Here is a 12,101-nt window from a genome sequence, read left to right as displayed (position 1 = left end):
TGTCAGATGCCCGGCGCGCGGCGCAGGTCGAGGGTCATCGGGAACTCCGGGTGCGGCTGTTCCGGCGGCGGCACGAAGCTCCCCGGCGTGTGGCCGCGAGCCTCGAACCGCGCCAGACGGCGGGCCTCGGCTTCGTTGCCGTTGATCGGGAAGGTATCGTAGCTGCGGCCGCCGGGATGGGCGACATGATAGACGCAGCCGCCAAGCGAGCGGTTCGACCATGTGTCGTAGATGTCGAAGGTCAAAGGCGCGTCAACCGGCAGCACCGGATGCAGGGCCATGGCCGGCTGCCAGGCCTTGTAGCGCACACCGGAAACCGAAACGCCGCTGGTCGATGTGGCGATCATCGGCATGCGCCGACCGTTGCAGGTGACGATGTAGCGCGTCGCATCGGCCCCCGACAGCTTGACCTGAAGCCTTTCGACCGAGGAGTCCGTGTAGCGCACCGTGCCGCCGATGGCACCGGTCTCGCCCAGCACGTGCCAGGGCTCCAGCGCCTGCCGCAGTTCCAGCTTGACGCCCTCGTACTCGACCTCGCCGCAGAACGGAAAGCGGAACTCGGCCTGCGCCTCGAACCATTCCGGGCGCATCGGGAAACCGTGCTCGGACAGGTCGTCGAGCACTGTGAGGAAATCCTCCCAGATGAAATGCGGCATCATGAAGCGGTCGTTGAGCGTCGTGCCCCAGCGCGTGAAGCGACCCTTGAGCGGCCTCTCCCACATGCGGGCAATGATGGCGCGGATGAGCAGTTGCTGGGCGAGGCTCATGCGCGAATCCGGCGGCATCTCGAAGCTGCGGAACTCGACCAGGCCAAGCCGGCCGGTGGGGCCGTCGGGCGAGTAGAGCTTGTCGATGCAGATCTCCGCCCGATGCGTGTTGCCGGTGACATCCACGAGCAGGTTGCGCAGGAGCCGATCGACCAGCCACGGCAGCGGCGGCGTGCCGGCGTCCGGGGCCGGGATCTGCGCCAGTGCCATCTCGAGTTCGTAGAGGCTGTCATGGCGGCCTTCATCGACGCGCGGAGCCTGGCTGGTCGGGCCGATGAACAGCCCGGAGAACAGGTAGGACAGGCTCGGATGGCGCTGCCAGTGCAGGATGAGGCTCGCCAGCAGGTCAGGCCGGCGCAGGAACGGGCTGTCCATCGGCGTGGCGCCTCCGACCACGACATGGTTGCCGCCGCCGGTGCCGGTGTGGCGGCCGTCGATCATAAACTTCTCGGCGCCAAGACGGCACTGGCGCGCCTCCTCATAGACCCCCTGGGTGATGGCGACGCAGTCCGCCCAGCCGGCGGCGGGATGCACATTGACCTCGATGACCCCCGGATCCGGCGCGACGCGGATGACGTTCATGCGCGGATCATGCGGCGGAGCGTAGCCCTCGATATGCACCTGCAGGCCGAGCCCGGCCGCGGATTTCTCGGCGGCGGCGATCAGTTCCAGATAATCCTCGATGCGCTCGACCGGCGGCATGAACACGCAGAGCCGGCCGTCGCGGGGCTCGACAGAGATCGCCGTGCGCACGGCACCGCCGAGCTCGCCCAATGTCTGTTCGACCCGATCCTGGACCGGCTCCGACGCTGTGAAATGCGCCACCGTCTGATCGTGCGCGACATCCTCGACCGGCATCTTCCCGGCCGCGGCTTCTGTTGCGGGCGCGTCGGCGAAGTCGCGCGGCAGCGAGGTCGGATCGGCGGGGTGAGTGTAGGGATACTGCGCAGGCGGCACATAGGGCAGCGCGCCGAGCGGCAGCCGGTAGCCGACCGGGCTGTCTCCGGGCACCAGGAAGACATGGCCGCGCCGCGTCTTCCACTTCTCCGACCGCCAGCCGTGGCCGGAGGCTTTCGACTGCCAGCGCTGAACCGGCAGGACGAAGCCCGATGGTTTGGTCAGGCCGCGGGCAAACACCGTGGCGATGCGGTGGCGTTCCTCCGGATCGGTGAGCTTGGAATTCTCCGGCGTCACATTGTCTGGCAGATTGCCTTCCTTGAGCAGCCACTCGCCCGGATCCTCGAAAGCAGGCAGCACGTTTTCGGTCTCGACCCCCAATTGGCCGGCAATGGCCGACAACAGTGCCTCGGCCGTTTCCGGCGTGGCCTTGCCGGTGTCCATGCCCTCGTGGGCAATCAGGCTCACGTCCTGCCAGATCGGCTTCTGGTCGCGGCGCCAGTAGAGCGAAAAGGTCCAGCGCGGCAGCGTCTCGCCCGGATACCATTTACCCTGGCCGTAGTGCAGGAAGCCGCCCGGCGCGAAGCGATCCCGGAGCCGGCGAATCAGCTGATCGGCGAGAATGCGCTTCTGCGGGCCGACGGCGGCGGTGTTCCATTCCTCGCTTTCGAAATCGTCGATGGAGACGAAGGTCGGCTCGCCGCCCATGGTCAGCCGCACGTCGCCCTCGGCGAGGCGCTTGTCGACCGCCTGCCCCAACGCATCGAGCGCACTCCAGGATTCGTCGCTGAACGGTTTGGTGATGCGGGGATGTTCGGCGACGCGGGTGACATTCATCTCGAAGCCGAATTCGACCTCGGCAAAGCTCGCCAGGCCGGAAATCGGCGCGGCGGTGCGGTAATGCGGCGTCGCCGCCAGCGGGATGTGGCTTTCGCCGGTGAGAAGGCCGGAGGTCGGGTCAAGGCCGATCCAGCCGGCGCCGGGGATGTAGACCTCGGTCCAGGCATGCAGATCGGTGAAATCGTGGTCGGTGCCGGGCGGGCCGTCGATGGCGACGAGATCGGGCTTGAGCTGGATCAGATAACCGGAGACGAAGCGCGCGGCGAAGCCGAGATGGCGCAGCACCTGCACCAGCAGCCAGCTGGTGTCGCGGCAGGAGCCGCAGCCGGTGTCAAAGGTTTCCTCCGGCGTCTGCACGCCGGGCTCCATGCGGATGACGTAGCCGATCTCGTTGGCAAGCCGCGTGTTGAGGCCGACGGCGAAGTCGACGCTGCGCGTCCGGTCGCGCGGAATCGTGTCGAGAAACGCCTGCAGCCTCGGGCCGGCCGGCTCCGGCGTGCGGTAGATCACCAGGTCCGGGCTGATGTCTGCGTCATAGTCGAACGGCCAGAACTCCGCCGCATCCTCGACGAAGAAGTCGAACGGATTGTAGACCGTCATGTCGGCGACCAGATCCACCTCGATCTTGAACTCGGTCACCGGGTCGGGAAAGACATAGCGCGCCAGCCAGTTGCCGTAGGGATCCTGCTGGTAGTTGACGAAATGGTTGTCCGGCGTGACCTTCAAAGAATGCGACACCACCCGGGTGCGGCTGTGCGGCGCCGGCCGCAGCCGTATGACCTGCGGTCCGAGCGACACCGGACGATCATATTTGTAATGGGTCAGGTGGTGGATGCTGGCGAGAATTGACATGAATGTTTCCGGACTTGCCCGAGGAATATCTGTGCACTGCAGGATGCATGGTGCAAACGGCGCTGTCCACATTGCAGTCCCACTATAGCGAGTTCTTCAGCGCGGGTTAGGGGAAACTGCCATTCGGGGGCGATTACCCGGCACGCGACGGCAACCCTTCCTTAGGGCGGGGCCGCGACACTCGGGGCAGGACCAGCAACCGGAGCACAGCAGTGCAACACAAGAAGCTGCATAACCTCACCCGGATCGGCCGCCAGGAAGACCGTCGGCATTATTTCCGGCGCGACGCCAATTGCCCCGCGGTTGTCGCCATGTCCACCCGGGACACCCAGGGACAATTTTCGGCAGGCGGTCTCGTCGTCAATATTTCGGAACAGGGTTGCCTGATCACCTCGGGCGCATTTCCCTGGCGTGACGACGTGCTCGATGCCGGCAGCGACGCGCCCGCGGGCTTCCCCCGCATCGCTGAACATGTGCAGATCTTCCTGCCCTGGACCGGCACCACGATCGGCGCCGTCATCAAGGAGCAGGGCAATTACACCCTGCGGCTCCAGTTCGTCACGCTGATGCCGGAACTGTTGGTCGACCGAATCGCGCGGATGACACCCGCAAGACCGGTGAGCGCCGCCGCCCTGAGGGCCTGAGTCGCGCCGCGGCTGGGCCGCAGCGCCGACCCGGCTTCAGTAGCCGAAATCCGAGGCCGCCAGCCGGTAGGATGACTTGCGGCTGCGCTGGTAGGTCTTGATGGCCACTGTTTCCACCTTGGTACGGATGCCGTCAAAGGCGGTGAGGCTGGCATCGTCCGCCGCGGCCGGCGCGCCGGTCAGTCTTTCGAGCGTGACGAGATCCATCGAGAAGCGGATCTCGAACATGCCGTCATAGCCCGAAAACCGGATTGCCAGACCATCGTTGTCCAGACTGCGCGAGCGGTTGGGAAACTGAAGACCCATCAGATGGCCCAGCCCATCGCAGCGGGACGATTGGACATGGAGCAGCCCGTCGCGGGCGACCGGGGCTCGGCGGAGACCAACGGAGCGAATTCAGCCGCTGTCTGTGTCTGCTGGCTGTCTGGCATGGGCTGTCTCCGTCAAATTCGGAATGCTGCCGCACCGGACAGTCTTGCCCGGTGCGGAATATGGGGTGAAGCGCATGCGGCGGCCGTCAGGCCGGTACGACTACTTCTTGCCCTTGGCGGCGAAGGGATTGGTCTGCAGTTCCTTGACGGCGGAACCCGCGGCCGGACCGGCCTTGGCCTTGTCCTTGTCCTTCTTGGGCTTGCGTGTTTCCTTGCTGCTGCGCATCTGGCCTTTAGCCATGGTGGTATCTCCGGTCGGTTTTCGTGTTGGGCGTGCCTGGCTCGGTCTTGTCGTCGAGAGCTACCAGATTGTCATGTTTTTCAACGCGTTCATGGCCATGCTCCTCGTTGCGGATCCGGTACTGGATCTTGCCGTCACGCGGCGGCATCTTGAAGAGAACCTCGAACACGTCGGGTGTCTTGGGAGAGAGCCCCACGCGGCTGATCAGGCGAACCATGTCGCCGACGGCAAATGCGATACCACTGGACATCAAACGGGCTCCACGCGGGCTGAAAAGATACGCGCGACACGGCGCTTCATCGGACTGTTCATGGTCTGGCCTTCCTGTTCTGGCACGAGGCAGATGGATCGAAGCCATCCGATGACGGCAGTCACGGGACGGCGAGCGAAACGCCGCGCCATGGCCGGCGCGGCAATCAAATCTTGCTATTAAATTGCGCTCGCACCGGAAAGACGAATTGCGTCAATTCGTTTCGCGCAAGCACGCCACAAAGAAACGACTACGATTCTTTTCGGCAAGTGTTGACCGCATGTTACGCTGAATGCGTCCGATTAGCGACAGTTAATTGAAAAACGGAAAAGATTCCTGTCGTGCCAAGGACAGCGGGGCGATCGCCATCGGACGCTCCGCGCCCAAAAAACGGGCATGAAGCCGCAAATCTCGCCGCATCGGCACGCTCTGTACGGCCGAGCGCTTCGGCCAGAACGGGAGGAGTGCGGAATGGCTTGCGCGGCAACGGAAATATGCGCAAAGGGTGGAATTCATGTATACCCTGCGTATTCGACAGTCCGGACGGAACCTGTTGCCGACCAGAACATTGGGGATGATTGCGCCACGGCGCAATGACGCTCCGGCTGCGGCACAGGCCAGGCCGACCGACCATTTCGATCCGAAGCCGCGAGACAAAGGAAACTGCAATGAAGATCCGCTTTGGTTTCGAAATCACGGTCAACTGCCCGGAACCCGTGCCGATGCTGCTGGCGCTGTCGGTGCATCCGTCGTTTGCCGGGCGCCTCATCGGTTCGGATTACGTCCGCTCATCCTCGTCCAATCCGACCAGCGAGTACAACGACCAGTTCGGCAACCGCATCACGCGCACCGTGGCGCCCTACGGCTCGACGACGTTCTGGTCCGACTGCGTGGCCGAAGTGGACGGCATCCCCGACCAGCCGGCGACCTACGCCGTCCAGCACCGCATCGAGGACCTGCCCTCTGAGACGCTGAATTTCCTCACCGCCAGCCGCTACTGCGATTCCGACAGTCTTTCGAATTTCGCCTGGCAGCAGTTCGCCCAGGTTCCTGAAGGCTGGCCCCGGGTGCAGGCCATCTCGACCTTCGTCCACAACCACGTCACCTTCGGCTACAAGTTCGGTCGGCCCGACAAGACCGCCGTCGACGTGCTGGGCGAGAAAACCGGCGTTTGCAGGGATTTCGCCCATCTCGGCGTCAGCCTGTGCCGGGCGATGAACATCCCTGCCCGCTACTGCAGCGGCTATCTCGGGGACATCGGCGTGCCCGACACCGGCTTTGATGATTTCTGCGCCTGGTTCGAGGTGTATCTCGGCGGTCAGTGGCACACCGTCGACGCCCGCTACAACAAGCCGCGGATCGGACGCATCCTGATGGTGCGCGGGACGGATGCCTCCGACGTGGCAATGATCACGTCCTTCGGCGCCTACCAGTTGACCGGCTTCCGGGTGTGGACAACGCTGCAGGAGGACGGCGTCAGCGACGACCAGCTGCTGCAGGAACTGAACGTCCTGCCCCTGTTCCGAGGCAAGGTCATCGACGACTACAAGCCCGGATTGTGAACGGCCACGCCCGGATGCCGGACGTGGCCATGATTTCGGTCTTTGCGCCCAGATAGGGTCAGGCAGCCAGATCGGTGATCTCGTGCAGCACGATGTCAAGATCGAGATGCGAGATCATCTGTTTCTCAAGCGCGATGATGGCGGTGGTCATCAGTTGCACCGCAGTGGCACCGACCTCCGGTACCGCCTGCATCTGGTTGGTCGATACCGTGATCATGTCGGAGACGTTTTCCACCAGCAGGCCGACCAGCTGGTCGCGGATCTCGGCGACGATGATCGCGCTTCGTTCGGTCGGCACGATGGCGTCGAGGCCCAGGCGCAGCGCCATGTCGATCACCGGAATGACGGTGCCGCGCAGGTTGATGACCCCGAGCACATGCTTCGGTGAATGCGCAAGCGGCGTGACCGGCGCCCAGCCGCGGATTTCGCGAACCGACATGATGTTGACGCTGAAAATCTGGTCTCCGAGATAGAACGAGATGATTTCCAGGTCGGTGGCCGACGCGGAATTGGCGGAATTCTGGAGATCTTGCATTTTCTCACCCTGATGATCTGTGGCAAGGTCCGCAGTGCCCGAGAGACCGCTTCCTTGGTGTGGTTTAGACTGATGCGCCGGCGGACGATCGGACACTCGACCGATCGCGGATCCCGTTGCTGAACATGCCGCCCGAGCCAAAGCTCCGACCAGCAGACGGGCGCGCGTCATGCGAGCCCCTGAATAGGGGCCGCCCTTGTTGATCATTAAGACTTGCACAGGTTAACAATTGCAGAAGCGTTTCTGCCATTTCTCACCGATGCGGGCCGGTCGCCCGACCGGGTGCCGGCATGAACCCGGTGATTTCGACCGGTGCCGGAGGCGGCTCTCCCGTCCCATCCGGCTGGCGCCGGCCCGCGCAATCATCAAACGCGCGATATTCATCAATCGGACACATTGCGTCCCTACGGCTTGCCCTGACGCAATGAACAGGTAAAACTCGACAAGTTCGGGTGTCTGAAGGACAATTCAATCGCGACAGGCTGGCCTGCGCGCGGTCGCGGGGTGTCCTGAATGCGCCTGGCGGCTTGCACCACCAGCACATACTCTCGGCGGAACCTCATGAAATTCTGGAAGCAGCTCCTCTTGTCCATCATCCTTGTCGGGGCCGCGGCGGTGTCCTGGGTGATGCTTGATCCCGGGGCGGAAAAGACGTTGCAGGGTTGGGGCATTCCGGTCCCCGGAATGCTGGCGGCCGACACCGCCTCCGGCCAGGGCCAGCCCGCGCGACAGACCGGCAGCGAAGCCGCCGCACCGGCCGGGGGCGCAGGTGGCGGGCGCGCCGCGGCTCGCAGTGCGCTTGTGATCGTCGAACGGGCAACCACCGGCATCGTCAATGACCGGTTTTCGGCCATCGGCACCGGCGCACCGGTGCGGACAGTCTCGGTACGACCGCAGGTATCGGGCCAGATCGCCGACCTGCCGATCATCTCGGGAGCCCATGTCGATGAAGGCTCCGTGCTGGCGCGGCTCGACTCCGAAAGTCAGAACATTGCCGTCGACCGGGCCCGCATCACCGTCGCAAATGCCGAGCAGAAGGTCAGCCGCACCGACAATCTGCTGGCCCAGCGCACCATTTCCTCGGTAGAGGCCGACCAGGCGCGCAGCGATCTCGATACCGCCCGGCTGGCATTGCGACAGGCGGAACTGGATCTCTCGCAACGCACGGTTCTGGCGCCCATTTCCGGCACCATCGGCATTCTTGGCGTTTCCCTGGGCGATTACGTCACCAACCAGACCGTGCTGGCAGTCATCGACGATCGAGACCAGATCCTGATCGAATTCCATGTGCCCGAACGTCTGGTGGGCTCGGTCCAACTCGACTCGCCGATCACCGCCAGCGCCGTGGCCAGACCCGGTGACACCTTCATCGGCGCCATCAGCGCGGTGGACAACCGCCTCGACGAAGCCAGCCGCACGCTCAAGGTGCAGGCTCGCATCGAAAACACCGAGGACCGGCTGCGCGCGGGCATGTCGTTCGAAGTCGACATGCGGTTTTCCGGCCAATCGTTCCCCTCCGTCGACCCCCTGGCCGTGCAGTGGGATTCCGCGGGCTCCTATGTATGGCGGGTGGTCGATTCCAAGGCGGAGCGCGTGCCGATCGTCATCGTGCAGCGCAACGCGGATCTGGTACTGGTCAACGGCGATATCGCCAACGGCGATGTGATCGTGACCGAAGGGGTGCAGAACGTGCGCTCGGGGGGCCTGGTCGAGATCCAGAGCGAAACCCCGCCGCCGGCCTCGCCCATTGCGACCAGCGCCGTTGGCAAGACCGGCAGCGCCTATGTCGCGGCCGAATCCCCCATCGAAGGTCAGACCGGCGCGGCGGCGGCGCCACTGGCCACCGGACAGAACCGGAAGAGCGGATCGTGAGCGAGATCGACAACGGCAAGACAGACGAAATCGAGGACCTGGCGCTGATCCAGGGCAGTTCCAGCGCGCTCTATGTGCGCCGCCCGGTGCTGGCCCTGGTGCTCAGCCTGCTGATCATGGTGGCAGGCATCGCCGGCATTCTCGGCGGCGAGGTGCGCGAGCTTCCCGACGTCGACCGACCGGTGATCTCGATCACCACCACCTATACAGGCGCCGCACCCGAGACCATCGACCGCGAATTGACGGCCATCGTCGAGGGCGCGGTGGCGCGGGTGGCCGGCGTGAGTTCCATCTCCTCCACGTCCAGCTTCGGGCGAAGCCGAGTCACGGCCGAGTTTGGTGATAATGTCGATCTGTCCGGCGCCGCGGCCGATATCCGCGACGCGCTCGGCCGGGTCGCCCGGGACATGCCCGATGGCGCCGAAGACCCGCAGGTGGTCAAGGCCGACGCCAACGCCGACGCGGTGATGCGGCTGGCGGTGACGTCGGACACATTGTCGGTGCAGGACATGACCATCCTGGTCGAGGACGAGATTGTCGACCGCCTCGCGGCCGTGCCAGGGGTGGCCGATGTGCAGGTCTATGGCGACCGCGACAAGATCTTCCGGATCGACATCAATCAGGCACGGCTTGCCGCCCTGGGGCTGACAGTCGGCAATCTCAGCACAGCGCTGGCCAATGTGGCCTTCGACGTGCCCGCCGGCTCGCTCACCGCGAACACGCAGGACATCGTCGTCCGCGCCACCGCGAATGTCAGTTCGCCCGAGGATTTCGAGAACCTCTACATCAACGACCGGGTGCGGTTCCGCGACGTGGCAACCGTGACGCTGGGCGCAGATCCGGGCGCCAGTTCCCTGCGCGCCAATGGCAAGACCGGCATCGGCATCGGCATCATTCGGCAGGCAAACTCCAACACGCTCGATATTTCCGCCGATGTGGCCAAGGCGACCGAGGCCATCCGCGCCATCCTGCCGCCGGGCGCCGACATCCGCATCACCAGCGACGACGCGACCTTTGTGCGCGGCGCCATCGAGGAAGTCGTCCGCTCGCTGCTGATCGCGACCGCCGTGGTGATCGGCGTCATCTACCTCTTCCTTCTCGACTGGCGGGCGACGATCATTCCGGCCATCACGCTGCCGGTCGCGCTGATCGGCACCTTCGCGGCCATCTATCTGCTCGGCTTCTCGATCAACATCCTGACCCTGCTGGCGCTGGTGCTGGCCACCGGCATGGTCGTCGACGACGCGATCGTGGTGCTGGAGAACATCGTCCGCAAGCGCAACGAGGGCCTCGGCATCCGCGCCGCCGCCGTCATTGGCACCCGGGAGGTGTTCTTCGCCGTCATCGCCACCACCGCCACGCTGGCGGCGGTGTTCGTGCCGCTGTCGTTCCTGCCCGGGCAGGCCGGAAGCCTGTTTCGCGAGTTCGGCTTCGTGCTGGCCTTCTCTGTGCTGCTGTCGAGCATCGTCGCCCTGTCGCTGTGCCCGATGCTGGCGTCGCGCTTCATCCGCCCCAATCCCGAAACCGAGACCGAGACACATCCCGGCCCCATCCGCCGCTTCGGCGGCGCCCTGACTGTGGCCTACCGCAAGCTGCTGCACATATCGCTCGATGCACCGGTCGTGGTGATCCTGATCGCCGCCATGGTCTGCGCGGCGGCCTTCGCGGTGCTGCCGCGGATCCCGCAGGAACTGACGCCCCGCGAGGACCGCTCGCTGGCGCTGATGCGGATATCGACCCCGCAGGGGGTGAGCCTCGACTACACGTCGGCGCGGATGCGCGACCTGGAGCAGATCCTTCAGCCGTTGCGCGACAGCGGCGAGGTGGCCAATATGTTCGCCATCGCCGGCAGCGGCGGCAGCGCCAATTCCGGGTTCATGGTGCTCACCCTGGCGCCCTGGGACGAAAGGACACGCTCGCAGAACGACATCGTCGAGGACATCAACAAGGCCGCGGCCACGATTCCAGGCGTGCGCGCCTTCGCCATCCAGCCCAATAGCCTCGGGATCCGAGGCGCCGGCAACGGATTGCAGTTCGCGCTCGTGGGCAGCAACTACGACGAACTCGGCGACGCGGCCCAGAAGGTCGTCACGCTGCTGGAGGCCGACGACCGTTTCACCCAGGTGCGGTTGTCCTATTCGGCCACTCAACCGCAGCTCTCCGTGGAGATCAACCGAGCCAAGGCAACCGATCTGGGCATCGACATCAACGGCCTGTCGCAAGCCATGCAGGCGCTGCTCGACGGCAGCGAGGTGGCTCAGGTGTTCATCGACGATCGCTCCTATCCGGTCAAACTGATCTCGACCACATCGCCGATCAACGATCCAACCGATCTCGAGAGCATCTATCTCAAGACCAGCGACGGCCGCATGGTGCCGATGTCGACGATCGCGACGCTGACAGAAAAGGCCGTGGCGCCGCAGCTCAGCCGCGAGCAGCAGTTGCGGGCGGTGTCGATCACCGCGGGGCTCACACCCGCGCTGGCGCTGGGCGACGCCTTCACAGAGGTGCAGCGGATCGCCGAGCCGCTGCTGCCGACCGGGTCGCGCGTCATTCCGCTGGCCGAAGCCGCAACGCTCGACCAGTCCTCGTCCAGCATGCTCACCATTTTCGGCGTCGCCATCATCGTGGTGCTTCTGGTGCTGGCGGCGCAGTTCGAGAGCTTTGTCAGCGCCTTCATCATCATGGCCACCGTGCCGATCGGCCTGGCCTGCGCGGTGTTTGCGATCCTGTTCACCGGCGGATCGCTCAATGTCTACAGCCAGATCGGGCTGGTGCTGCTGGTCGGGGTGATGGCGAAGAACGGCATCCTGATCGTCGAGTTCGCCAATCAGCTGCGCAATCAGGGCCTGTCGGTGCGCGAGGCGATCGAGCAGGCATCGATCATCCGGCTCAGGCCGGTGATGATGACCATGGTGTCGACCGTTCTCGGCGCGCTGCCGCTGGCATTTTCCTTCGGCGCCGGCGCCGAGGCGCGCACAGCGCTCGGCTGGGTGATTGTCGGCGGCCTGGGTCTGGCCACCGCGGCGACCCTCTTCGTCACTCCGGTTGCCTATCTGGCGCTGGCCCGCTTCGCCAAGCCATCGGTCGAGGAGGAGCAGCGGCTGCACCGCGAGCTCACCCACGCCACCCGATCGGCCTGAGGCTGCCGCATCCGGACAGACGGGGACGCCACATCCGCGAGACGACAACAGCAAGCCGCCGGAGATG

General features: G+C 64.9%; 9 protein-coding genes. 4 read left to right on the top strand and 5 right to left on the bottom strand.

Features of this window, described 5'->3' with window-relative positions:
• Positions 1–2: 2 nt before the first annotated feature.
• Positions 3–3,356 carry a transglutaminase family protein gene (locus tag DFR52_RS08120; RefSeq protein WP_110031446.1) on the bottom strand — a complete coding sequence of 1,118 codons (3,354 nt, stop codon included), beginning with the start codon at positions 3,354–3,356 and terminating at the stop codon, positions 3–5.
• A 212-nt stretch (positions 3,357–3,568) separates the two neighbouring features.
• On the opposite strand from DFR52_RS08120, the gene DFR52_RS08115 reads away from it, so the two are divergent.
• Positions 3,569–4,000 carry a hypothetical protein gene (locus tag DFR52_RS08115; protein WP_110031445.1) on the top strand — a complete coding sequence of 144 codons (432 nt, stop codon included), beginning with the start codon at positions 3,569–3,571 and terminating at the stop codon, positions 3,998–4,000.
• A gap of 36 nt (positions 4,001–4,036) precedes the next feature.
• On the opposite strand, the gene DFR52_RS08110 is transcribed toward DFR52_RS08115, so the two are convergent.
• The 3 genes from DFR52_RS08110 to DFR52_RS08105 form a co-directional block, all read right to left on the bottom strand.
• On the bottom strand, positions 4,037–4,306 hold the full coding sequence (locus tag DFR52_RS08110) for a DUF1488 family protein (RefSeq protein ID WP_110031444.1): 270 nt from the start codon (positions 4,304–4,306) through the stop codon (positions 4,037–4,039).
• 225 nt (positions 4,307–4,531) lie between these two features.
• Complete coding sequence (locus DFR52_RS24590; RefSeq protein WP_170132237.1) at positions 4,532–4,672, bottom strand: hypothetical protein; 141 nt, start codon at positions 4,670–4,672, stop codon at positions 4,532–4,534.
• Positions 4,665–4,922 (bottom strand): hypothetical protein, encoded by a 258-nt coding sequence (locus DFR52_RS08105; RefSeq protein ID WP_110031443.1) that lies wholly within the window; start codon positions 4,920–4,922, stop codon positions 4,665–4,667. The genes DFR52_RS24590 and DFR52_RS08105 overlap by 8 nt, the downstream gene beginning before the upstream one ends.
• A gap of 668 nt (positions 4,923–5,590) precedes the next feature.
• Here DFR52_RS08105 and DFR52_RS08100 point away from each other — a divergent pair.
• Positions 5,591–6,484 carry a transglutaminase-like domain-containing protein gene (locus DFR52_RS08100; RefSeq protein ID WP_110031442.1) on the top strand — a complete coding sequence of 298 codons (894 nt, stop codon included), beginning with the start codon at positions 5,591–5,593 and terminating at the stop codon, positions 6,482–6,484.
• Positions 6,485–6,542: 58 nt separating this feature from the next.
• On the opposite strand, the gene DFR52_RS08095 is transcribed toward DFR52_RS08100, so the two are convergent.
• On the bottom strand, positions 6,543–7,019 hold the full coding sequence (locus DFR52_RS08095) for a chemotaxis protein CheW (RefSeq protein ID WP_110031441.1): 477 nt from the start codon (positions 7,017–7,019) through the stop codon (positions 6,543–6,545).
• A gap of 561 nt (positions 7,020–7,580) precedes the next feature.
• On the opposite strand from DFR52_RS08095, the gene DFR52_RS08090 reads away from it, so the two are divergent.
• Both DFR52_RS08090 and DFR52_RS08085 read left to right on the top strand, forming a co-directional pair.
• Positions 7,581–8,891 carry an efflux RND transporter periplasmic adaptor subunit gene (locus DFR52_RS08090; protein ID WP_110031440.1) on the top strand — a complete coding sequence of 437 codons (1,311 nt, stop codon included), beginning with the start codon at positions 7,581–7,583 and terminating at the stop codon, positions 8,889–8,891.
• Positions 8,892–8,896: 5 nt separating this feature from the next.
• Positions 8,897–12,034, top strand: coding sequence for an efflux RND transporter permease subunit (locus tag DFR52_RS08085; protein ID WP_245415294.1), 3,138 nt, complete (start codon positions 8,897–8,899; stop codon positions 12,032–12,034).
• Positions 12,035–12,101 lie beyond the last annotated feature (67 nt).

It is taken from the genome of Hoeflea marina (assembly GCF_003182275.1).
Classification (GTDB): Bacteria; Pseudomonadota; Alphaproteobacteria; order Rhizobiales; family Rhizobiaceae; genus Hoeflea; species Hoeflea marina.
Note: the sequence above shows the minus strand (reverse complement) of the source record. Positions and strands in the feature narration are given on the sequence as shown.

Bases quoted from the DNA above. Each gene is read 5' to 3' on its own strand.
- DFR52_RS08120 (WP_110031446.1), bottom strand. From the start codon at position 3,356: ATGTCAATTCTCGCCAGCATCCACCACCTGACCCATTACAAATATGAT.
- DFR52_RS08110 (WP_110031444.1), bottom strand. From the start codon at position 4,306: ATGGGTCTTCAGTTTCCCAACCGCTCGCGCAGTCTGGACAACGATGGT.
- DFR52_RS24590 (WP_170132237.1), bottom strand. From the start codon at position 4,672: ATGGCTAAAGGCCAGATGCGCAGCAGCAAGGAAACACGCAAGCCCAAG.
- DFR52_RS08105 (WP_110031443.1), bottom strand. From the start codon at position 4,922: ATGTCCAGTGGTATCGCATTTGCCGTCGGCGACATGGTTCGCCTGATC.
- DFR52_RS08100 (WP_110031442.1), top strand. From the start codon at position 5,591: ATGAAGATCCGCTTTGGTTTCGAAATCACGGTCAACTGCCCGGAACCC.
- DFR52_RS08095 (WP_110031441.1), bottom strand. From the start codon at position 7,019: ATGCAAGATCTCCAGAATTCCGCCAATTCCGCGTCGGCCACCGACCTG.
- DFR52_RS08090 (WP_110031440.1), top strand. From the start codon at position 7,581: ATGAAATTCTGGAAGCAGCTCCTCTTGTCCATCATCCTTGTCGGGGCC.